The following is a 21,046-nucleotide window of genomic DNA, read 5'->3' as shown; positions in this document are numbered from 1 at the left end:
CTGACGGGAGCGACGGTCGTGCCCACGACGGACCGGAGCAGGAAAACGGCGACGCCCCCGGCGCCTGAAGAGGGCCGGGGGCGTCGAGGTGGGTCAGTGGCCGCTGGTGATCTCTTCGCGGTCACGGTCCTCGTCGAGCTGGCGCGGCTTCGGGGGCGGGCTGGCCTTCTCGATCGGGTAGAAGAAGCCCTTCACCGTCGGGGCCAGGGCACCGAGGCGGTTCATCTTCTTCGGCACGACCCAGCCGGCGTATTCGAGGCCGTGGTGGTCCTCTTCGTGGCCGTTGCCGGACGGCAGCGGCTGGTGGATCTCGACGAACTTGCCGTCGGGGAGGCGGCGGATGATGCCGGTCTCCACGCCGTGGACGAGGACCTCGCGGTCGTGCTGCTGGAGGCCGAGCGCCACGCGGAACGCCACGTAGTACGCCAGCGGCGGCAGGATCAGGATACCGATGCGGCCGGCCCAGGTCATCGCGTTGAGGCTGATGTGGAACTTGTCCGCGAGGACGTCGTTGCCGCCGGAGATCAGCAGGACCACGTAGAACGCGATGGCCATGGCGCCCAGGGCGGTGCGCAGCGGGTTGTCGCGGGGGCGTTGCAGCAGGTTGTGGACCGCTTTGTCCTTGGTGAACCGCGCCTCGATGAACGGATAGAAGATCGGCAGCATCGTGAGGATGCCTGGTAGCACCACCGTGGGCCAGAAGATCGGCGGGATGGTGTAGCCGTCACCGTAGAAGAAGTCGAAGCGGATCTCCCAGGCCGGGAAGAGGCGGGTCGAGCCGTCGAGGAACATGACGTACCAGTCGGGCTGGCTCGCCGCCGACACGACGGCCGCCTTGTACGGGCCGAACAGCCAGATCGGGTTGATCTGGAAGAGACCCGCGAGCGCGGCGATCATGGCGAACACGATCATGAAGAAGCCGCCGGCCTTGGCCGCGAAGCCGGGGAACATGCGCACGCCGACCACGTTGGTGTTGGTGCGGCCGGGGCCGGGCCACTGGGTGTGCTTCTGCTTGACCAGCAGGCCCATGTGCACGCTGATGAGGCCGAGCAGCGCGCCGGGGACGAGCAGCACGTGGACGATGTACAGGCGGTCGAGGATGACCTCGCCGGGGAACTCGCCGCCGAACAGCGACGTGGTCACCCAGGTGCCGACGATCGGGATGGACAGCATGATCGCGCTCGCGATGCGCAGGCCGGTGCCGGACAGCGCGTCGTCGGGCAGCGAGTAGCCGCCGAAGCCCTCCAGGAAGCCCATCCAGAACAGCAGGACGCCGACGATCCAGTTGGCCTCGCGCGGCTTGCGGAACGCGCCGGTGAAGAACACCCGGAACATGTGCACCACGATCGCGGCCATGAACAGCAGCGCGGCCCAGTGGTGCATCTGGCGCATGAACAGACCGCCGCGCACGTCGAACGAGATGTGCAGCGCCGTGTTGTACGCCTGCGACATCTCCACGCCGCGCAGGGGCGCGTAGCTGCCGTCGTAGACGACCTCGCGCAGCGACGGGTCGAAGAACAGCGCCAGGAAGATGCCGCTGAGCAGCAGCACGATGAACGAGTAGAGCGCGATCTCACCCAGCAGGAAGGACCAGTGGTCTGGGAAGACCTTGTTCATCAGCCGCCGCAGCGGGGTGGCCGCCTGGAACCGCTCGTCGAGGGCCTTTGCGGAGTTGGCCGGGAGTGCCCGGACGTCGATCTTGCGCCGTTTCATGGCCGCTCCCAGAAGGCCGGTCCAACCGGAATCTTGTAGTCCTGCGTTGCGATGAAGTAACCCTCATCGTCCACCGTAATCGGCAGTTGGGGCAAGGCGCGGCTGGCCGGACCGAAGATCGGCCGCGCATTGTCCGTGATCTGGAACTGCGACTGGTGGCAGGGGCACAGCAGGCGGTTGGTCTGCTGCTCATAGAGACTCGCCGGGCAGCCTGCGTGCGTGCAGATCTTCGAGTAGGCCACGAAGTTCTGGTACTGCGACCCCTTGTTGATCTCTTTGACGTTGCCCAGCGTCGCCTCGGCGTCCTCCTCGCGGAGGTGGATGAGCAGCGTCGGCGAGTCGGCCCACTTGTTGGTGGCGCCGTGCGGGATGCCGGGGAAGACGGTGATCTGGCCGCCGACGCTGACGTCGGCGGGGCGGATCGGGGTGCCGTCCTCGTGCGTGAGACGGACCGGCTTGCCGTCGTTGTGCTTGGGGTCCCAGCCGGTGGTGAAGAAGACGTTCTCGCCGTCCTGCGTCGGCGCCTTGATCAGCGAGCCGACGAGCAGGGCACCGGCGACCGCGCCGAGCGGCGCGGCACCGGCGAGGAACGCCAGGCCGACGAAGCGGCGGCGCTTGAGGCCGAGCTCGTCGCCCATGTTCAGGATCGTGGCGGCGGTCAGGACCTGCTCGGTGCTCTCCGACGGGCCGTCGTGCCGCTCCTGGATCGAGACCTCCTCGGGCAGGAGCTTCTTGCTCCACACCACGATGCCCAGGCCCAGGGTCAGCAGCGCCAGGCCGAGCGTCGCACCGAGGACCGGCGTGTAGAACGGGTACAGCGAGCGGTAGGTCTCGTCGCCCTCCCCGTACTTCCACGGCCAGGCGATGTAGGCGACCACGAACGCGGTCGACGCCAGGCCGGTGAGCAGGAACAGCAGCGCCAGGACGCGCTCGATGCGGCGCTCCGCGCGGGTGCCCGGGACCGGGAACCGCGGCGCGTAGTGCACGATCTGCACGCCGTCGCGGCGGGCGCCCTCCTTGACCAGGTCGAACCTGGTCAAGGACGCGTCGCCGGCGTCGAACTCGTCGTCGGACGGGTGGTGGGTGGTCATGACTTCCCTGCAATCCACAGCGTGGCGAACACGAGCGCCGCGATACCGATGAGGAAGATGACGAGGCCCTCGGGCACCGGGCCGTAGCGGCCGAGAGCCCAGCCGCCCGGGTCGGCCGCCTCGTTCTTGTTGAGGTCCTGGATGTAGGCGATGATCGCGGCCTTGTCGTCGGGGCTCAGCTGGTTGTTGCCGAACACCGGCATGTTCTGCGGGCCGGTCAGCATCGCCGCGTAGATGTCGCGGTTGGTCGACTGCTTCAGCGACGGTGCGAACTTGCCCGAGGACAGCGCGCCGCCACCGGTGGAGAACGCGTGGCACGAGGAGCAGTTGACCCGGTACAGCTCGCCGCCGTGGGCGAGGATCTTGTCGCTACCCTGGGCCTTCTTGACCTGCTCGTCGAGGCTCTCCGCGCTCGGCAGCTGCGGGCCGCCGCCCAGCTCCTGGATGTAGGCGCCGAGCTCGGCGGCCTGGTCCGGGTTGAACTGCGGCTGCTTGCGCTCGGCCTGCGCCTCCTGGCGGGCCAGCGGCATGCGGCCGGTGTTGACCTGGAACTCCACGGCGGCGGAGCCGACACCGATGAGGCTCGGTCCCCGGTTCTCCACGCCCTGGGCGTTACGGCCGTGGCAGGTGATGCAGCTGACCTCGTAGATCGCCTTGCCGTTGGCCGCCGCGTCGGACAGCTTCACGGTCTCCTCGGCGCGGCCGACGCCCGGTGCGTACGCCGTGTAGAGGCCGCCGACCAGCGTGAGCGCCGCGACCAGGCGCACAGCCGCCGACAACCGCCGGCGAAGCTTGCCCCGTGCCGCGCGCGCGCCACCCGGCACCAGCCGGGCAAGCGGCCGCTTGCTCTGCTCAGAAGTCATGGCCTCACCTTTGTCGTCATCACCTATGTCGTCTCAAGAAGTGCGTGGTCCCGGGAGCGTGTGACGCGCGGCCCGACTGCTACTGCAGGAAGTAGATCATTGCGAACAGTGCGATCCACACCACGTCGACGAAGTGCCAGTAGTAGGACACGACGATCGCCGCGGTCGCCTGGGCGGGGGTGAACCGGCCCATGGTCGTGCGGATCAGATAGATGATGAAGGCGATGAGCCCGCCCGTGACGTGCAGGCCGTGGAAGCCGGTCGTCAGGTAGAACATCGAGCCGTAGCCGTCGCCGTTGATCTTCACACCCTCGCCGACCAGGGTGACGTACTCGTTGACCTGGCCCAGGACGAAGATCAGGCCCATCACGAACGTCAGCGCGAACCACCGGCGCAGGCCGTGCACGTCACCGCGCTCGGCGCGGAACACGCCGATCTGACAGGTGATGGACGACAGCACGAGGACCGTGGTGAAGGTCAACGCATACCAGACGTTGAGGACCTCGGTGTGCTCGTGCCACAGCTCCGGAGCCGCCGCACGGATCGAGAAATACATCGCGAACAGCGCCGCGAAGAACATCAACTCGCTGGAGAGCCACACGATCGTCCCGACACTGACCATGTTGGGCCTGGTCAGTGAGTGGATCTGGCTCTTGGCAATCGCTGGGGCCGCAGTCACGCCGTCATTATTGCCCCCCGATCATCACCGACTTTTCACGGGGTCCACCAGACGGGGACGTTTCGCACCCCGGCATAGGCTGGGCACGTGCTACGAGCTGCAGAACCAGGACCTCCGTCCGTGGCGGGCATCCTCGGTTCGTTCCACGTGTCATGGCTGACCCTGCTGCTGGTGGTCGCCGCCGGGCTGTACGTCGCGGGCGTGCTGAGCCTGCGCCGGCGCGGCGACCGCTGGCCCCCGGCGAGGATCGTGCTCTTCCTCGGGCCGGGCCTCGGCTCGATCGCGGCGGTCACGATGACCGGCGTCGAGGAGTACGACACGACGCTGCTGAGCGTCCACATGATCCAGCACATGATGCTGTCGATGATCGCGCCGATCTTCCTCGCCCTCGGCGCGCCGGTGACCCTCGCCCTGCGCACGCTGCCGCCGCGGGGCCGCAAGGCCCTGCTGGCCGTGGTGCACTCGCGGGTCGCCCGGGTCCTGGCGTTCCCCCTGGTCGCCTTCGGCTTCTTCGTCGTCACGCCGTTCGCGCTGTACTTCACCGGCCTGTACGAGCTGACGATGCGGCACGAGTGGGTGCACGAGCTGACCCACGCGCACTTCATCGCCGTGGGCTGCCTGTTCTTCTGGCCGCTGATCGGGCTGGACCCGCTGCCGGGGCGCTGGCCGTATCCGGCGCGGGCGCTGCTGATGTTCCTTTCCACGCCGTTCCACACGGTCCTCGGGCTGACCATCATGCAGAGCAAGGAGCTGCTGGGCGGGGACTGGTACCCGTCGCTGGGGCTGCCCTGGGCCGACCCGGCGCACGACCAGGTGGTGGCCGGCGGCATCCTGTGGGCGGGCGGGGAGATCGTCTCGGTGACGATGCTCGCGGTGCTCGTCGTGCAGTGGATGCGCCAGTCCGACCGGGAGGCCACCCGGGTCGACCGGCAGCTGGACCGCGAGGAGCGGCAGCGGCGCGAGGAGCAGGAGTGGTCCGCCCGCACCGGCATCACCATCGCGGGTGACGGTACGATCCCGGAGGCACCCGCCACACGAGGAGCAGCGCGCACATGACACAGCACACGGTCCTGCTGTACAGCGACGATCCCGAGGTCCGCGACCGCATGCGGATGGCCATCGGCGGCCGTCCCGCGGCCGACCTGTCGGTGAAGTTCGTCGACGCCTCCACCTACGCCGAGGTCGTCAAGCTCGTCGACGACACCGAGGTCGACCTGCTGGTCCTGGACGGCGAGGCGACGCCCGGCGGCGGCCTCGGCATCGCCCGCCAGCTCAAGGACGAGATCACGGACCCGCCGCCGGTCGTCCTCGCGATCGCCCGGGCCGCCGACCGCTGGCTGGCCTCCTACGCGCGGGTCGAGGGCACGATCATGTATCCCCTGGATCCCGTCATCACCGGCAAGACGGTGTCGGACCTCCTGCGCTCGCTCCCCGTCCAGGGCTGAGCATGGGCGAGCGGACCTGGCCCCAGCTGCTCAACGCCCTGCTCCGTGGCGAGGACCTGTCCACCGACGACGCCGGCTGGGCGATGGGGGAGGTGATGGCCGGCTCGGCCACCCCGAGCCAGATCGCCGGGTTCGTGGTCGCGCTGCGCGCCAAGGGCGAGACCTCCGCCGAGGTCGCCGGCGTCGCGGAGATGATGCTGTCCGTCGCGTCGAAGGTGCCGCTCACCGACGCCGAGCGCGACACCGCCGTCGACATCGTCGGCACCGGCGGCGACCGCGCCAACACCGTCAACATCTCCACCATGGCCGCGATCGTGACCGCCGCCGCGGGCGTGCCGGTGGTCAAGCACGGCAACCGCGCCGCCTCCTCCTCCACGGGCGCCGCCGACCTGCTCGAGGCCCTCGGCGTCACCATCGACCTGGGCCCCGACGAGGTCGCCCGCTGCGTGCAGGAGGTCGGCATCGGCTTCTGCTTCGCCGCCCGCTTCCACCCCGGCATGCGCCACGCCTCCGCCACCCGCCGCGAGATGGGCGTGCCGACGGTCTTCAACTTCCTCGGCCCCCTCACCAACCCGGCGCAGCCCACCGCCGCCACCATCGGCTGCTTCGACACGCGCATGGCCTCGGTGATGGCGTCGGTGCTGGCCGGCCGCGGTTTCTCGGTGCTGCTGGTACGCGGTGAGGACGGGCTGGACGAGTTCACCACCGGCGCACCCACCCGCGTGTGGGTCGTCACCGGCGGCACCGTCACGGAGACGGTCCTCGACTCGGTCGACCTGGGCCTGCCCCGCTCCGCCCCCGGCGACCTGCGCGGCGGTGATCCGGCCCACAACGTCGAGGTGGCCCGGCGCATGTTCGCCGGCGAGCCCGGCCCGGTCCGCGACGCCGTGCTGCTCAACGCCGCCGCCGCCATCGCCGCCCGCGCCGGCCTGTCCACCACGGACCTGCCGTCCCAGCTGCGCGCCGGTATCGCCCGCGCCGCCACCGCCGTCGACTCGGGCGCCGCCACCGCCCTGGTGGCCCGCTGGTCCGCCTTCAAGCCGTAACCCCTGCTCCTCCCCGTGATCACGGACCTCCGCCGGGCCCCACCGCCCGCCGAAGCTCCGTGATCACGCCTTTCCGCCGCCGCCGCCACCACCGCCGCACGCACCCGTCCGCGCGCCCAGCCCGCGACTTCGATCACGGGCAAGTTGATCCAAGGCGCCCCACGGCCGCCCCGACGACCAACCCACGACTTCGATCACGACGCGGCACGCACGACACCCCCGCGCCACATCGGACACCCAGGCCACGGCCTCCGCGCGCCGCTCCGGCCCAAGGGCCCCGCACGACCGGAACGCGACTTCGATCACGGGCAAGTTGATCCAAGGCGCCCCACGACCGGCCCGGACGACCAACCCACGACATCGATCACGACGCGGCACGCGCGACACCCCAGCGCCACGGACACCCAGGCCACGGCCTCCGGCCCGAGAAACCCCGCACGACCAGAACGCGACTTCGATCACGGACAGGCTGATCCAAGGCGCCCCACGGCCGCCCCGACGACCAACCCACGACATCGATCACAACGCGGCACGCGCGACACCCCAGCGCCACGGACACCCAGGCCACGGACACCCAGGCCACGGCCTCCGGCCCAAGAAACCCCGCACGACCAGAACGCGACTTCGATCACGGGCAAGTTGATCCAAGGCGCCCCACGGCCGCCCCGACGACCAACCCACGACATCGATCACAACGCGGCACGCACGACACCCCAGCCCCACGGACACCCAGGCCACGGCCTCCGGCCCGAGAAACCCCGCACGACCAGAACGCGACTTCGATCACAGGCAGGTTGATCCAAGGCGCCCCACGGCCGCCCCGACGACCAACCCACGACATCGATCACAACGCGGCACGCGCGACACCCCAGCGCCACGGACACCCAGGCCACGGACACCCAGGCCACGGCCTCCGGCCCAAGAAACCCCGCACGACCAGAACGCGACTTCGATCACGGACAGGCTGATCCAAGGCGCCCCACGGCCGCCCCGACGACCAACCCACGACATCGATCACAACGCGGCACGCGCAACACCCCGGCGACCCCCGCACGACCAGAACGCGACTTCGATCACGGACAGGCTGATCCAAGGCGCCCCACGGCCACCCGGACGACCAACCCACGACATCGATCACAACGCGGCACGCACGACACCCCGGCGACCCCCGCACGACCAGAACGCGACTTCGATCACAGGCAAGTTGATCCAAGGCGCCCCACGGCCGCCCCGACGACCAACCCACGACATCGATCACAACGCGGCACGCGCGACACCCCAGCGCCACACGGGACACCCAGGCCGAGCGCCACACGGGACACCCAGGCTGCGGCCTCCGCGCGCCGCTCCGGCCCAGGGACCCCGCACGGCCGGAACGCGACTTCGATCACGGGCAGGCTGATTCAAGGCGCCCCACGGCCGCCTGGACGACCAACCCACGACATCGATCACGAACCGGCACGCGCGACACCCCAGCGCCACACGGGACACGCCGGTGGCGGCCTCGCGTGCCGCCCGCCCAGAGGACTTCGGCACGACCGGAACGCGACTTCGATCACGAGGCGTCCGAACCGGAGAGCGAGCCGGGAGCGAGCGGCGAGCCCCGGGCGGGAGTGGGCGGGCATCGCGTCGGATTGGACGTCAGACCTGTCGTGAGGCTCGAACACCTCAACCATCGGCCCTTCGGATGCAGCGCGCACGCGCGTGTTCCGGCCGCGCGAAGCGCAGGGCGTGCGAGCGAAGCGAAGCATTGGGGGTGTGGGGTGAGAATCCCCCACTGCTCTTCCGGCCGGAGGCCGCCGCGGAAGAGGCAGCAGAAACGGAAGAAACAGCCAACGCCGGTCCGTGACCGCAGGTCACCCACCGGCGTTGACCGAACATGGCCAATTCTCAGAAGAAGGCGCTGCTGTCGGCGGTGGTCGCCGGTGCGTTGACGCTCGGGTTCGCCGGCATGATGGCGAAGTCGTGCGGCGCGCCGGTCAAGGAGCAGGCCGAGGCCGCCAACCCGGCCCTCGAGCTGGTCGACAGCCTCGCCTCACGGCTGGTGCTCGGCCTGCAGTCCGACGCGACGATCCAGTACACGACGGCCGGCGGGACGACGGTGATCGTGTCGCAGTCGGTGCCGCGGCGGGCGTACCGGGGTGGCGGGGTCACGTACATCTCGACGCCGGACGGCACGTACCTGTGCCGGGCCGTGGTGCCGTCCCCCACGCCGAAGGCGAAGAAGAGCCCTCAACCGGTCGTGCAGTGCGACGAGGGGCCCGGGGTGGACGCCATGTCACCCTCGCAGGCCAAGGCGATCAGCGACGCGTTCGGGGGCGAGTTCATGGCGCCCGAGGCGGCGATGGGGCGGCTCGCGACGATCGCGCAGGGCGAGGAGGTGCGGACTGGCACGTCGAAGCGGGGCGACGCGCAGTGCGTGTCGGTGACCGCGAAGGGGGTCCGCACGGAGACGGCGTGCGTCAACCCGGCGGGGTTGCTGGCGTACTTCGACGGCACCACGGACGCCGGGAAGTCCACCCAGCTCACCCTGCAGTACACGACGGCGAGCGTCAGCGACGAGGCGTTCGTGCCGCCGACCGCGAAGCCGGACGCGAAACCGGCGGCCACCAAGGCACCCACCAAGGCACCCACGAGGACAGCGAGCCCGAAGCCGGCGCCGAGTGGTACCGAAAAGTGATGCGACACGCCGCCCGCCGTCCCGGGCCGGTGCGGCGGACGGTGGCAGCGTGACCGGCATGGAGCTGCACTGCGACACCTGCGCCCGGCAGCGGATCTTCGAGCAGCCGGCCTGCACCGATCATCCCCGTGGGTCCTGCCCGGACCGGGCCTGCACGGCGTGCGGCGCGGCCATCGTGGTGGCGCCGGTGATCCTCCTGATGGACCGCCGCTCGCGGGTCTTCGTCAAGCGGCACGAACGGCAGCGGCGCGAACGGCAGCGGCGCGAACAGCAGCGGCGCGCCGCCTGAACGACCGTTCAGCTCTCGGTGGGTACCGTTCGGCGCAAGTCCGGCGCGCCCGTACGCATCGAGACTGAACAATCTGGTGCATGAAGCTCCGGCGCGCCGCCGTCCTCGCGTTCGTCCTCGCGTTGGCCGGCATCGTCAGCACCGCATCCCCCGCCGCCGCGGCCGGCATCGACGAGAAGCTGGCCGTCATGTCGTCCTGGTCACAGCCGACCGCCACCAGTTACAACGCCTGGAACGCCGCCCGCCAGCACCAGTCCGACTGGGCGTCCTACGGCTTCGACTGGTCCACCGACTACTGCTCCACCAGCCCCGACCAGCCGCTCGGCTTCGACTTCCGGCTGTCGTGCCAGCGGCACGACTTCGGCTACCGCAACTACAAGGCGGTCGGGCAGTTCCCGGCCAACAAGTCCCGCATCGACGACGCGTTCTACCGCGACCTGAAGGCCAAGTGCGCCACGTACAACGCCTTCGTCCGGCCCGCCTGCACCAGCCTCGCCTGGACCTACTACCAGGCCGTGGTCGCGTTCGGGAACCTGGTCGTGCGCGACGCCGACCTGCAGCGCGCCGCGGACCTCAAGGAACGCGGCGAGCTCGCCGCCGCGAAGACGAGAGCATGAACAGAGGGGGCCTCCGAGGAGGCCCCCTCTGTTCGTCGAGGAATCTAGTGCTCGGCGCCGCGACGGGTGCCGGTGTAGTACTCGAACATCAGGCCGCAGGTCCCGACGAGGACCGCGATCAGGCCGACCGCGACGAGCCACCACTGGTCGAACGCCAGGCCGAGGCACGCGATCGCCGCCGACAGGGCGATGCCCATCGGCCAGTAGCTGCCCGGGCTGAAGAAGCCCAGGTCGCCGGCGCCCTCGTAGATCTCCGCGTCGGGCCGGTCCTCGGGACGCGGCTCGATGCGGCGGGAGATCAGCCACAGCGCGCTGCCGATCATGGTCAGCAGCAGGCCCGACAGGACCAGCGCGACCACGCCGATCCACTCGACGCCACGGTGCCCGGTCTGCTCGTGCGGGGCGACGTTGGTCCACCAGCCGTACAACCCGGCCATGGCGAACACGAACAACGCGAGCACGAAGAACAGACGTCCTTCTGACTTCATCGCCGTGCGCCCCTTCTCAGCTCGAGGACCGCTTGGTGCGGTCGGTGTCGAACGGCTGCGTCTTCGTCGCGTAGCCCCCGTTGGGGAAGCCCAGCTGCGCGAGGGCCTCCGGGGTGCTCCTGCCGGCGCCGCGCAGCTCCAGGTACTGCTGGTACTGCTGAGCGGAGACGACCCGCAGCTCGAAGTTCATCATCGAGTGGTAGGTGCCGCACAGCTCCGCGCAGCGGCCGACATAGGCACCGGCGGCGTTGTCCTTGAGCTTGATCTCGAACCTGTTCTCCACGCCGGGGATGACGTCGCGCTTGAACAGGATGTCCGGCACCCAGAACGAGTGGATGACGTCCCGCGAGGTCTCCAGGAACTGCACCGACTTGCCGGCCGGCAGCACCAGGACCGGGATGTAGTCGTCGGCGCCGACGGTCGTGATCGGCTTGCCGTCCGGGCCCTTGGTGTCGCTGTAGACGAACTGCCAGTTCCATTTCGAGGCGATGACCTCGACGTGGACGTCGGGGTTCTTGGACAGCCGGTCGACGTCGGTCTGGATGACCGCGGTGTAGAAGAACAGCACGGCGATGACCACGAAGGGCGCGACCGTGTACAGGATCTCGAACGGCATGTTGTAACGCGTCTGGGGCGGCAGCTCGTCGCCGCGCTTGCGGTAACGCACGACGCACCAGAAGATCAGGCCCCACACGAAGACACCGACCACGAGCGCGGCGACCACTGACCCGATCCACAGGTCATACATACGGTCACCCTGCTCGGTGATGCCCTTCGGCCAGCCGAACCCGGCGAACGCGCTGTCGACGGAGCACCCGGCGAGCAGGGTCGTCACCGCGACGGCCGAGACGGCGAGCCCGACGGCGCGCGCGGGGCTCAAACCTCTTGAGACCACCTGCTCCTGCCTCCTTAGCAGCGCCGTGCGGTCCTTCTGCAGGACCTCTCACGGCAAGCCTCACCAACGCTGGCGAGCGTACTCGACCATGCGTGGTCCGCCCGGCTTGGGGTGGTCGTGTCCGGCTCGCGATAGCGTTGCGGGGGTGGGTGTCTACTTCGACGCCGCCACCGCGATGCCGGCGCATCCCGTTGCGCGGCAAGCGTTTCTGGCCGCGCTGGACGACGGCTGGGCCGACCCCGGCAAGCTGTACACGCAGGCCAGGCGGTCCCGGCAGCTGCTGGACGCGGCCCGGGGCGCGGTCGCCGACGTCCTCGGCGCGCGCCCCGACGAGCTGCACTTCACCGCCGGCGGCACCGACGCGGTCCGGCGTGCGGTCGCGGGGGTCAGGCTGGCCCGCGAGCGGCGCCTCGTGGTGCACAGCGCGGTCGAGCACTCCGCGGTCATCAAGGCCGCCGGCGGCGACGCCGTCGCGGTGCCGGTGTCGCTGACCGGACGGGTCGACCTCGGCGCCCTGGAAACGGCGCTGGATTCGCCGGACGTGGCCATGGCGGCGGTCCAGAGCGCGAATCATGAGGTGGGGACGGTCCAGCCGGTCGAGGCCGCCGCCCGGTTGTGCGCTGCGGCCGGGGTACCGCTGCTGGTGGACGCCGCACAGTCCATCGGCCGCTCGCCGCTGCCCTCCGGGTGGTCCCTCCTCGCCGGCAGCGCCCGCAAGTGGGGCGGCCCGGCCGGCGTCGGCGTCCTCGCCGTGCGCAAGGGCACCCGGTGGGAGCAGCCCTGGGAGTCGCCGGTCGACGTCCCGGCGGCGGTCGCGGCCGCGGCGGCGCTGCGCGCCGTGCACGCGGAGGCGGCGGCGGAGGCGCAGCGCCTCAGCGCCCTGGTCGAGGAGATCCGCGCCACGGTCGCCGCGACGGTGCCCGACGTCGAGGTGGTCGGCGAGCCCGTCGAGCGGCTGCCACACATCGTGACGTTCTCCTGCCTGTACGTCGACGGTGAGGTCCTCCTGCACGCCCTGGACCGGGCCGGCTTCGCGGTGTCCTCCGGCTCGGCCTGCACCGCCGACACGCTGCGGCCGTCGCACGTCCTGGCCGCGATGGGCGTGCTCACCCACGGCAACGTCCGGGTGTCGCTCCACAGCGGAGTCTCCGCGCAGGACGTCCGCCGGTTCCTGGCGGTGCTGCCCGGCCTGGTCGCCGGCGTGCGGGCGGAGGCGGGGATGTGAGCGAAGATGGGCAGGTGAGCGAGCCGCTGGTCGTGCAGGCGCTGGGTAGGCGCTGCCCGCTGCCGGTCATCATGCTGGCGAAGCTCGCCGCCGGCCGGTCCCCCGGCACCCGCATCGAGGTCCTCGCCGACGACCCGGCCGCCGCGGTCGACATCCCGGCCTGGTGCCGGATGCGCGGGCACACGTTCGTGTCGACCGAGGGCCACCGCCACACGGTCGAGCTGCGATAGCCGCTACGCGGTGCGCAGCCGCTTGAGCAGCAGGTACGCCTCGCAGCCGAGGCACAGACCGAACACGGCGTTGAGGAACGCCGCGACCAGCGCGAACGACGCCCCGATCACGCCGAGCACGGTGGCACCGGACAGATAGCCCACGACGGTGAGCACGGTGAAGGCCAGCCCGACCGCCTGGGCGAAGCGGACCGGGGCGCCGTCCTCGCGTTCCGCGGGCGGGCCGAGCCGTGGCGCGACGACGTACCGGTAGAGCAGCCCGTACGGCGTGAGCCGCGGGTCGTAGGCGCCGATGGCGAACACCACCGCCTGGGCGAGGGCGAGCCAGCCGCTGCCGGTGAGCAGCACGACGACGAAGACGATCGTGGTGAGGCCGGCGGAGAACCTGGGGCCGCGCGGGTCGAGGCTCATGCCGCCACCTCCGCTTCGCTCCGGCGTCGGCCTGAGCCCGGGCTGCCATCCTGCATCGCGGTGCCTCCGCTTCGCTCCAGACCGCTCATGCCGCGAGGACCTCCGTGACGGTGGCGCGCAGGGAGGCGCGGTCGGGGACCCCGACGGTGCGTTTGGCGATGTTGCCCCGCCGGTCGACGACCAGCAGCGTCGGCAGGCGCCAGATGCCGAGGTCACGCACGGCGTCGAGGTGCTCGTCGGCGTCGAGTTCGACGTGCCGGACGCCGGACTCGCCGCCGGTGAACTCGCCGGCGAGGTCGGCGCAGACGCGGCGGACCTGCCGGCACGGCGCGCACGTCGCGGAGGAGAAGTGCAGCAGGGTGACCGTGTCGGGGGCCGGGGTCAGCAGGCCCGCCGGCAGGTCACCCCCGGCCGTGCGGAGGCTGCCGTAGCGGGCCCGGTAGACGAGCCCGACCACGGTGGCGAGGGCGAGCAGCGCCACGACCACGATCATCACAGCGGCAACTGTACGCCCGTTCCTACTACACCGATAGGGATGGTTCAGGCGGGCAGGTAGACCTTGATCTCGTCGGCGGCGGTGTCGCCGTACGACTCGGCGATGCGCTTGGTGAACTCGGCGGGCGAGATCTCGTACTCCTGCGGGCCGACGGTCTCCAGGACCAGCGCGGCCACCATGGAGCCGACCTGCGCGGCGCGCTCCAGGCCGAGACCCCACGACAGCGCCGCGAAGAACCCGGCGCGGAAGCCGTCACCGACGCCGGTCGGATCGTTGGCCACGACGCCCTTCACGACCGGCACGTGGATCTCGCCGGGCAGCCCCCGGCCACGGATGAGCGCGCCGTCCTTGCCCAGGGTCGTGACGAGCACCCCGACCTTGTCCAGCAGCTGCTCGGTCGTGAGACCGGTCTTCGACTCGAGCAGCTCCTTCTCGTAGTCGTTGGTCAGCAGGTACGCCGCGCCGTCGATCAGTTTGCGGATCTCCTCGGCGGACATCCGGGCCAGCTGCTGGGAGCAGTCCGCGGCGAACGGCACGCCCAGCGCGCGGGCCTCCTCCGTGTGCCGGACCATCGCGACCGGGTCGTTGGCGCTGATCAGGACCAGGTCGATGCCGCCGACGCGGGTGTCGACCGGGGACAGCTCGATGTTGCGGGCCTCCGACATGGCGCCGGCGTAGAATGAGGCGATCTGGCACATGTCGTCGTCGGTGGTGCAGACGAACCGGGCGGTGTGCGCGATCTCGCTCACGTAGACCGAGTCGCAGTCGACCCCGTGCCTGGTCAGCCAGCTGCGGTAGTCGCCGAAGTCGGCGCCGACGGCACCCACGAGGATCGGCTTGAGACCGAGCAGCGCCATGCCGTACGCGATGTTGGGAGCGATCCCGCCCCGCCGCACCGTCAGGTCGTCGACCAGGAACGACAGCGAGACCTTGTGCAGCTGGTCGGGCAGGAGCTGCTCAGCGAAACGGCCCGGGAAGTGCATCAGGTGGTCAGTCGCGATCGAGCCGGTGACGACGATCTTCATGGAAACCTCGGTCTCAAGACAGCAGGGCCTGAACAGAGTACTGCCGGGCTCAGGCGGCCGCCGTGGGCGGACAGCACAAAGCCGCCCTCCGGACGTGGAGAGCGGCTCTGGGGTGCGGGGCCTAGTGGAACGAGTCGCCGCAGGCGCAGGAGCCCTGGGCGTTGGGGTTGTCGATGGTGAAGCCCTGCGCGTCGATCCGGTCGGCGAAGTCGATCGTCGCGCCGGTGAGGTAGGGCACGCTCATGCGGTCCACGACGACCTCGAAGCCGTCGTAGGTGCTGATCTTGTCCCCGTCGAGGGAACGCTCGTCGAAGAAGAGCTGGTAACGCAGGCCGGAGCAGCCGCCGGGCTGGACCGCGACGCGGAGCCGCAGGTCGTCCCGCCCTTCCTGCTCGAGCAGGCCCTTCACCTTGAGAGCGGCATCCGCGGTGAGGCCGATGCCGGCCGGATTGTCCGTCTGAACAGGCTCGGCAAACTTCGAAGCGGTCACGATCAAGGCTCCCTGCGGTGATGTCTACAGTTCCACCGGTTGCCAACGCAGCAGCTTCCGATGGCATTCCCTCTCATAGTGACACGGTTTTGTGTTAGCGGCTCCACTGGCGAGCGAGGCGTTCGCCGAGTTCACGCAGCCCATCGGCGGGCCGGGCGAGCGCCTCCGCGACGCTGCCGAAGTGCTCGACCAGCGCGTGGGCCTCGGTGACGCCGATGCTGGCGGCCTCCCGCCGGCCCGCGTCGACCCGCCCGGCGACGACCACGCAGGGGACGCCGAGGTCACGTGCGGCGTTCGCCACACCGGCCACGACCTTGCCCCGCAGCGACTGCTCGTCGAAGGCGCCCTCACCGGTCACGACCAGGGAGACCTCCTCCAGTTCGGCGTCCAGGCGGGTCAGCTCCCGGACCAGGCCGATGCCGGAGGTGACGCGAGCGCCGAGGGCGAGCAGCGCGGCGCCGAGCCCGCCCGCGGCGCCCGCGCCCGGCAGGTCAGGCCCGCCGGGGCGCCCGGCAGGGTCTGCAGGACGCCGGCGAAACGGGTCAGCGCGGCGTCGAGCTGGAACACGTCTTGCCTGGTGGCGCCCTTCTGCGGGCCGTAGACGGCGCTGGCGCCGTGCAGCCCGAGCAGGGGGCTGTCCACGTCGGTGGCGGCGATCACCGTCGCTCCCCGCAGCCGGGGTACGCCACCCAGCGCGACACAGTCGATCAGGGCCGCGCCGCCGTACGGCAGTGCGTAACCGGCCGGGGACAGCGGGGCGGCGCCGAGGGCGGCGAGGAGGCCCGCGCCGCCGTCGTTGGTGGCGCTGCCGCCGAGCCCGACGACGAGCGTGGTGGCCCCCGCCTCGACCGCGGCGAGCAGCAGCGGGCCGAGCCCGAAGGTGCTGGTGTGCTTCGGGTCACGTTCGGCCACGGTGAGCAGGTGCAGGCCGCACGCCTCGGCGCTCTCCACGTACGCGGTGAAGCCGTCCAGCACGACGTGGCCCTCGGCCGGCCGGCCCAGCGGGCCGGTCGTCGGCACGGTCAGGACGCGGGCGTGCGGCAGCGCCGCGGCCAGTACCCCCGCGAACCCGGGACCGCCGTCGGACAGCGGCCGCACGATCAGCTCGTCGCCCGGCGCGACCCTGCGCCAGCCGTCGGCGAAGGCCTCCGCCGCGTCGACCGCGGAGATCGTCCCGGCGAACTTGTCGGGGCAGACGAGGACGCGCATCCGGACATTGTGCACGTCTCGTAGGTCACAGTTCCGCGCTACCACACGCGTGGGACGATCGAAGGGTGACCTGGGCTGAACCGTCGTCAACCGCCACCGCACTGCTGCTGCTGGGCCGCGGCACCGACCCCGACACCGAGAAGGGCGTCGAGTGTCCCGGTGACCTGCCCGCACCCAGCGACCCCGACCTCGTCGAGCGGGCCGCACGCGCCAAGGCCGCCCTCGGCGACCGCGTGTTCGTGCTCGGCCACCACTACCAGCGCGACGAGGTGATCCAGTTCGCCGACGTGACCGGCGACTCGTTCAAGCTGGCCCGCGAGGCCGCCGCCCGGCCCGACGCGGAATACATCGTGTTCTGCGGCGTGCACTTCATGGCCGAGAGCGCCGACATCCTCACGTCCGCGTCGCAGCGGGTCGTGCTGCCCGACCTGGCCGCCGGCTGCTCGATGGCCGACATGGCCGCCCTCGTGCAGGTCGAGAAGGCCTGGGAGCACTTCACCCGGCTGGGCATCGCCGGTGACGTGGTGCCGGTCACGTACATGAACTCGACCGCCGACATCAAGGGCTTCGTCGGGCGCAACGACGGCGTGGTGTGCACCTCGTCGAACGCGAAGACCGCGCTGACCTGGTCGTTCGAGCGCGGCTCGAAGGTGTTCTTCCTGCCCGACCAGCACCTGGGCCGCAACACGGCCGTGCTGCAGATGGGCCTGACGCTGGACGACTGCGTGCTCTACGACCCGCACAAGCCCGGCGGCGGGCTGACCGACCAGCAGCTGCGCGACGCGAAGATGATCCTGTGGCGCGGGCACTGCTCGGTGCACGGCCGCTTCACGCTCGACAGCGTGCGGGACGTGCGGTCCCGGGTCCCCGGCGTGAACGTGCTGGTCCACCCGGAATGCAAGTACGAGGTGGTCACGGCCGCGGACCACGTCGGCTCGACCGAGTACATCATCCGGATGATCGAGGCGGCGCCGGCCGGTTCGGCGTGGGCGGTCGGGACCGAGCTCAACCTGGTCCGCCGGCTCGCGCTCGCGCACCCCGACAAGCAGATCATGTTCCTGGACAAGAACGTCTGCTACTGCTCGACGATGAACCGCATCGATCTGCCGCACCTCGTGTGGGCCCTGGAGGAACTCGTCGCCGGCCGCGTGCCGAACGAGATCACCGTCGACGCCGACACCGCGCACCACGCCCGGGTGGCGCTCGACCGGATGCTGGCGCTGCCGTAACGGAGATCGTCCCGTCACCCTCTGTGGTGATCGAAGGGTGATCGCTGTCGGAGTCACGTCTTCGTGCCATGACGGACGTGCGGTCAGCGCTCGCATGCCGTAGATGTGGTTATGCTGCTGCGCGGGTTCACGCTCCGTCAGCACGTCTCCTCTTCATTTCCTGCCTGCAGGAGGGTTTTTCCGTGACCAACTACGACGCCGGTGACGTCCTCACCGTGCACGGCGGCGCGCCGCTCAACGGCGAGCTGCGGGTGCGCGGTGCCAAGAACCTCGTCTCCAAGGCGATGGTCGCGGCGGTGCTGGGCGAAACCCCGAGCCGGCTGTTCGACGTGCCGGCGATCCGCGACGTCGAAGTGGTCACCGGCCTGCTCGAGCTGCACGGGGTGAAGGTCACCCGCGGCCCGCTCGACGGCGAGCTGCACTTCGACACCTCCGACGTCGAGTCTGCCAACGTCGACGAGATCAACGTGCACGCCGGCTCCAGCCGCATCCCGATCCTGTTCTGCGGGCCGCTGCTGCACCGCCTCGGCCACGCGTTCATCCCCGACCTCGGCGGCTGCAACATCGGCGGGCGCCCCATCGACTTCCACATCCAGGCGCTGCGCGAGTTCGGCGCGGTCGTGGAGAAGTCCGAGAAGGGCATGGACATCACCGCGCCCAACGGGCTGCACGGCGCGAAGCTCGAGCTGCCGTACCCGAGCGTCGGCGCGACCGAGCAGATCCTGCTCACCGCCGTGCGCGCCGAGGGCGTCACCGAGCTGCGCAACGCGGCCGTCGAGCCGGAGATCATCGACCTGATCTGCGTGCTGCAGAAGATGGGCGCGATCATCAAGGTCCACACCGACCGGGTCATCGAGATCCAGGGTGTGCCGCGCCTGACCGGCTACAGCCACCGCCCCATCCCGGACCGCATCGAGGCGGCCAGCTGGGGTGCGGCGGCCCTCGCCACCCGCGGCGACGTCTTCGTCCGCGGCGCCCGGCAGGCCGACATGATGACGTTCCTCAACCTGTTCACGTCCGTCGGCGGCGCGTTCGAGATCGACGACACCCCCGGCGACGGCGGCATCCGCTTCTGGCACCCGGGCGGCGAGCTCAACGCCGTGGCGATGGAGACCGACGTCCACCCCGGCTTCATGACCGACTGGCAGCAGCCGATGGTCGTGGCGCTCACCCAGGCCCGCGGGCTGTCGATCGTGCACGAGACGGTGTACGAGCGGCGCCTCGGCTACACGGCCGCCCTCAACCAGATGGGCGCCACCATCCAGACGTACCGGGAGTGCCTCGGCGGGACCCCGTGCCGCTTCGGCCGGCGCAACTTCATGCACTCGGCCGTCATCGCCGGCCCGTCCAAGCTGCACGCCGCCGACCTGGTGATCCCGGACCTGCGGGCCGGGTTCAGCCACCTGATCGCGGCGCTCGCCGCCGAGGGCACCTCCCGGGTGTACGGCGTCAAGCTCATCCAGCGCGGCTACGAGGACTTCGAGGGCAAGCTCAACGCCCTCGGCGCCCACGTCGAGCTGGGGTAACGACAGATCTGTGCGGCGGGCGGCCCCGAGCGTTGGGTCGCCCGCCTACTGTCCGCTACCCTTCACGGCGTGCCGTCGTTGTTCTCCCGCAAGTCAGCCGAGCCCGCCGTGGCCGCCACCCCCGAGCCCGCGGAGTCCGAGGTCGCGTCCGGTAAGCGCCAGACGCTGAGCAAGCGCGACCTGGGCAAGACCACGCCGAAGCGGACCGTGGCCGGCCGGCGGGTCGCCGAGCCGCCCGCGGCGAACCGCCGCGAGGCCGCCAAGAAGATGCGGGAGCGGCAGCGCGCCGAGCGGCTCGAGGCCCGCGAGGGCATGGCCAACGGTGACGAGCGCTTCCTGCTCCCCCGCGACAAGGGCCCCGAGCGCAAGCTCGTGCGCGACATCGTCGACTCGCGGCGGACCATCGGCACCTTCTTCTTCGGCACCACGTTCCTGGTGATGCTGGTGGGCTTCAACCGCAACCTGAACCCGAGCATCTACTTCGCCGCCAACGCCCTCTTCGGCGTCATGGCCGTCGCGACCGCGATCGACAGCTTCCTGATCTCGCGGACCATCAAGCGGCTCGTCAAGGAGCGCTTCCCCGCCTCGGGCGAGAAGCTCGGCCGGCTGTACTTCTACGCGATCATGCGGGCGATCTCGTTCCGCTTCATCCGCAACCCGAAACCGCAGGTGAAGGTCGGCGCCAGCATCTGAGCGCCGATCGGCGGCCGGATCCGGCCCGACGGGCGACAACGATTCGGCGGCGGCGCCCCGCCCGACGGTGGCGTTGGACGGCTCCCAAGCCGTACCCTCCCTTCGCGACCGGACCACGATTTCACCGGGTAGGCGCGTGGCGGGCGCCGGTGCATGACCGGTGCATGATTGGTGCCGGAGCGGGGCGAGGAGAGCGAAGCTGTGAGCGACGAGTACCCGGGGGAAGAGCCGGGAACCGCCGCGCCCACCTGGGCGGCAGTGCCGACCATGCCGTGGACCAGGGTGCCGGAGCAGCGACGTGACGAGCAGACCCCGCCGGGTCGCGGCGGGCCGGAGCATCGCTCCGACCAGCAGGGCGGCGAGGCCCGGGGCGAGGACCCCGCAGGGCGCCGCCCGCAGGGCCGGCCGTACGGCGACCCCCGCCAGCAGGGCGACCCCCGCCTGAACGATCCCCGGCTCGCCGATCCCCGGTTCGCCGGCGACCCCCGCCTGGCCGACCCGCGCGGCGGCGACCCCCGTGGTGCGGATCCCCGCGGCTTCGACCCCGCGGTGCCGACCCTCGCGGTGCCGACCCCGCGGCGGCGACCCCCGCGGCGGCGACCCGCGTGGGCACGGCGGGCCCGTCGATGAGCGCGGCCGCCCGCACGGTGCGCCGCAGCCACGGTGGCAGGGGCAGCCGCAGCAGGGTGGGTACCCGCAGCAGCAC

Annotated in this window: 22 protein-coding genes and 1 pseudogene; 12 read left to right on the top strand and 11 right to left on the bottom strand. The window is 70.8% G+C overall.

The annotated features are described in order from the left end of the window. Positions 1-93: 93 nt before the first annotated feature. The 4 genes from qcrB to ctaE form a co-directional block, all read right to left on the bottom strand. Positions 94-1,713 (bottom strand): cytochrome bc1 complex cytochrome b subunit, encoded by a 1,620-nt coding sequence (gene qcrB / locus OHA72_RS18600; protein WP_327009076.1) that lies wholly within the window; start codon positions 1,711-1,713, stop codon positions 94-96. Next, positions 1,710-2,804 (bottom strand): cytochrome bc1 complex Rieske iron-sulfur subunit, encoded by a 1,095-nt coding sequence (qcrA, locus tag OHA72_RS18595; RefSeq protein WP_327009075.1) that lies wholly within the window; start codon positions 2,802-2,804, stop codon positions 1,710-1,712. The genes qcrB and qcrA overlap by 4 nt, the downstream gene beginning before the upstream one ends. Continuing rightward, positions 2,801-3,667: a cytochrome bc1 complex diheme cytochrome c subunit gene (gene qcrC / locus OHA72_RS18590; protein WP_327009074.1), complete on the bottom strand. Its 867-nt coding sequence runs from the start codon at positions 3,665-3,667 to the stop codon at positions 2,801-2,803. The genes qcrA and qcrC overlap by 4 nt, the downstream gene beginning before the upstream one ends. A 79-nt stretch (positions 3,668-3,746) precedes the next feature. Next, positions 3,747-4,346: an aa3-type cytochrome oxidase subunit III gene (ctaE, locus tag OHA72_RS18585; protein ID WP_327009073.1), complete on the bottom strand. Its 600-nt coding sequence runs from the start codon at positions 4,344-4,346 to the stop codon at positions 3,747-3,749. 120 nt (positions 4,347-4,466) lie between these two features. On the opposite strand from ctaE, the gene OHA72_RS18580 reads away from it, so the two are divergent. The 6 genes from OHA72_RS18580 to OHA72_RS18555 all read left to right on the top strand — a co-directional run bounded on the left by OHA72_RS18580 (position 4,467) and on the right by OHA72_RS18555 (position 10,423). Beyond that, a complete protein-coding gene (locus OHA72_RS18580; protein WP_327009072.1) occupies positions 4,467-5,402 on the top strand; it encodes a cytochrome c oxidase assembly protein in 936 nt (311 codons plus the stop codon). After that, on the top strand, positions 5,399-5,791 hold the full coding sequence (locus OHA72_RS18575) for a helix-turn-helix domain-containing protein (RefSeq protein ID WP_327009071.1): 393 nt from the start codon (positions 5,399-5,401) through the stop codon (positions 5,789-5,791). The genes OHA72_RS18580 and OHA72_RS18575 overlap by 4 nt, the downstream gene beginning before the upstream one ends. A gap of 2 nt (positions 5,792-5,793) precedes the next feature. Continuing rightward, positions 5,794-6,837 carry an anthranilate phosphoribosyltransferase gene (gene trpD / locus OHA72_RS18570; protein ID WP_327009070.1) on the top strand — a complete coding sequence of 348 codons (1,044 nt, stop codon included), beginning with the start codon at positions 5,794-5,796 and terminating at the stop codon, positions 6,835-6,837. A gap of 1,879 nt (positions 6,838-8,716) precedes the next feature. Then, entirely contained in the window at positions 8,717-9,517 is an 801-nt protein-coding gene (locus OHA72_RS18565; protein WP_327009069.1) for a hypothetical protein, read from the top strand. Between the two features lie 49 nt (positions 9,518-9,566). Then, a complete protein-coding gene (locus OHA72_RS18560; protein WP_327009068.1) occupies positions 9,567-9,806 on the top strand; it encodes a hypothetical protein in 240 nt (79 codons plus the stop codon). An 80-nt stretch (positions 9,807-9,886) separates the two neighbouring features. Continuing rightward, positions 9,887-10,423, top strand: a complete 537-nt coding sequence (locus OHA72_RS18555) for a phospholipase (protein ID WP_327009067.1) — start codon at positions 9,887-9,889, stop codon at positions 10,421-10,423. A 44-nt stretch (positions 10,424-10,467) separates the two neighbouring features. Here the strand turns inward: OHA72_RS18555 and OHA72_RS18550 are convergent, their stop codons facing one another. Then, entirely contained in the window at positions 10,468-10,911 is a 444-nt protein-coding gene (locus OHA72_RS18550; RefSeq protein ID WP_327009066.1) for a cytochrome c oxidase subunit 4, read from the bottom strand. Positions 10,912-10,927: 16 nt separating this feature from the next. After that, a complete protein-coding gene (ctaC, locus tag OHA72_RS18545; RefSeq protein ID WP_442788604.1) occupies positions 10,928-11,806 on the bottom strand; it encodes an aa3-type cytochrome oxidase subunit II in 879 nt (292 codons plus the stop codon). A 175-nt stretch (positions 11,807-11,981) separates the two neighbouring features. On the opposite strand from ctaC, the gene OHA72_RS18540 reads away from it, so the two are divergent. Together OHA72_RS18540 and OHA72_RS18535 are read left to right on the top strand one after the other, a co-directional pair. Continuing rightward, complete coding sequence (locus OHA72_RS18540; RefSeq protein ID WP_327011597.1) at positions 11,982-13,031, top strand: cysteine desulfurase family protein; 1,050 nt, start codon at positions 11,982-11,984, stop codon at positions 13,029-13,031. 14 nt (positions 13,032-13,045) lie between these two features. Next, positions 13,046-13,261 (top strand): sulfurtransferase TusA family protein, encoded by a 216-nt coding sequence (locus tag OHA72_RS18535; protein WP_327009064.1) that lies wholly within the window; start codon positions 13,046-13,048, stop codon positions 13,259-13,261. Between the two features lie 3 nt (positions 13,262-13,264). On the opposite strand, the gene OHA72_RS18530 is transcribed toward OHA72_RS18535, so the two are convergent. The 5 genes and pseudogenes from OHA72_RS18530 to OHA72_RS18510 form a co-directional block, all read right to left on the bottom strand. Next, positions 13,265-13,672, bottom strand: a complete 408-nt coding sequence (locus tag OHA72_RS18530; RefSeq protein WP_327009063.1) for a DUF4395 domain-containing protein — start codon at positions 13,670-13,672, stop codon at positions 13,265-13,267. 85 nt (positions 13,673-13,757) lie between these two features. Then, complete coding sequence (locus OHA72_RS18525; protein WP_327011596.1) at positions 13,758-14,165, bottom strand: thioredoxin family protein; 408 nt, start codon at positions 14,163-14,165, stop codon at positions 13,758-13,760. A 47-nt stretch (positions 14,166-14,212) separates the two neighbouring features. Next, the gene (locus OHA72_RS18520) at positions 14,213-15,193 is read right to left on the bottom strand and encodes a carbohydrate kinase family protein (protein ID WP_327009062.1); all 981 of its coding nucleotides are present in this window, start codon (positions 15,191-15,193) and stop codon (positions 14,213-14,215) included. Positions 15,194-15,314: 121 nt separating this feature from the next. Continuing rightward, positions 15,315-15,683: a HesB/IscA family protein gene (locus tag OHA72_RS18515; protein ID WP_442788603.1), complete on the bottom strand. Its 369-nt coding sequence runs from the start codon at positions 15,681-15,683 to the stop codon at positions 15,315-15,317. A 94-nt stretch (positions 15,684-15,777) separates the two neighbouring features. After that, positions 15,778-16,892 (bottom strand): annotated as a pseudogene (locus OHA72_RS18510) (glycerate kinase family protein). 65 nt (positions 16,893-16,957) lie between these two features. On the opposite strand from OHA72_RS18510, the gene nadA reads away from it, so the two are divergent. The 4 genes from nadA (at position 16,958) to OHA72_RS18490 (ending at position 20,970) form a co-directional block, all read left to right on the top strand. Then, on the top strand, positions 16,958-18,121 hold the full coding sequence (gene nadA / locus OHA72_RS18505; RefSeq protein ID WP_327009061.1) for a quinolinate synthase NadA: 1,164 nt from the start codon (positions 16,958-16,960) through the stop codon (positions 18,119-18,121). A gap of 182 nt (positions 18,122-18,303) precedes the next feature. Next, complete coding sequence (gene murA / locus OHA72_RS18500) at positions 18,304-19,647, top strand: UDP-N-acetylglucosamine 1-carboxyvinyltransferase (protein ID WP_327009060.1); 1,344 nt, start codon at positions 18,304-18,306, stop codon at positions 19,645-19,647. Between the two features lie 69 nt (positions 19,648-19,716). Beyond that, positions 19,717-20,340, top strand: a complete 624-nt coding sequence (locus tag OHA72_RS18495) for a DUF3043 domain-containing protein (protein WP_327009059.1) — start codon at positions 19,717-19,719, stop codon at positions 20,338-20,340. Between the two features lie 201 nt (positions 20,341-20,541). After that, positions 20,542-20,970 (top strand): hypothetical protein, encoded by a 429-nt coding sequence (locus OHA72_RS18490; RefSeq protein ID WP_327009058.1) that lies wholly within the window; start codon positions 20,542-20,544, stop codon positions 20,968-20,970. The last annotated feature ends 76 nt before the right edge of the window (positions 20,971-21,046 follow it).

This window comes from Dactylosporangium sp. NBC_01737, from assembly GCF_035963215.1.
In the GTDB taxonomy this organism is placed as follows: Bacteria; Actinomycetota; Actinomycetes; order Mycobacteriales; family Micromonosporaceae; genus Dactylosporangium.
Note: the sequence above shows the minus strand (reverse complement) of the source record. Positions and strands in the feature narration are given on the sequence as shown.

Excerpts from the sequence above, each read along its gene's own strand:
- qcrB (WP_327009076.1), bottom strand. The coding sequence starts at position 1,713 with ATGAAACGGCGCAAGATCGACGTCCGGGCACTCCCGGCCAACTCCGCA.
- qcrA (WP_327009075.1), bottom strand. The coding sequence starts at position 2,804 with ATGACCACCCACCACCCGTCCGACGACGAGTTCGACGCCGGCGACGCG.
- qcrC (WP_327009074.1), bottom strand. The coding sequence starts at position 3,667 with ATGACTTCTGAGCAGAGCAAGCGGCCGCTTGCCCGGCTGGTGCCGGGT.
- OHA72_RS18575 (WP_327009071.1), top strand. The coding sequence starts at position 5,399 with ATGACACAGCACACGGTCCTGCTGTACAGCGACGATCCCGAGGTCCGC.
- trpD (WP_327009070.1), top strand. The coding sequence starts at position 5,794 with ATGGGCGAGCGGACCTGGCCCCAGCTGCTCAACGCCCTGCTCCGTGGC.
- OHA72_RS18565 (WP_327009069.1), top strand. The coding sequence starts at position 8,717 with ATGGCCAATTCTCAGAAGAAGGCGCTGCTGTCGGCGGTGGTCGCCGGT.
- OHA72_RS18555 (WP_327009067.1), top strand. The coding sequence starts at position 9,887 with ATGAAGCTCCGGCGCGCCGCCGTCCTCGCGTTCGTCCTCGCGTTGGCC.
- OHA72_RS18550 (WP_327009066.1), bottom strand. The coding sequence starts at position 10,911 with ATGAAGTCAGAAGGACGTCTGTTCTTCGTGCTCGCGTTGTTCGTGTTC.
- OHA72_RS18540 (WP_327011597.1), top strand. The coding sequence starts at position 11,982 with ATGCCGGCGCATCCCGTTGCGCGGCAAGCGTTTCTGGCCGCGCTGGAC.
- OHA72_RS18530 (WP_327009063.1), bottom strand. The coding sequence starts at position 13,672 with ATGAGCCTCGACCCGCGCGGCCCCAGGTTCTCCGCCGGCCTCACCACG.
- OHA72_RS18525 (WP_327011596.1), bottom strand. The coding sequence starts at position 14,165 with ATGATCGTGGTCGTGGCGCTGCTCGCCCTCGCCACCGTGGTCGGGCTC.
- OHA72_RS18520 (WP_327009062.1), bottom strand. The coding sequence starts at position 15,193 with ATGAAGATCGTCGTCACCGGCTCGATCGCGACTGACCACCTGATGCAC.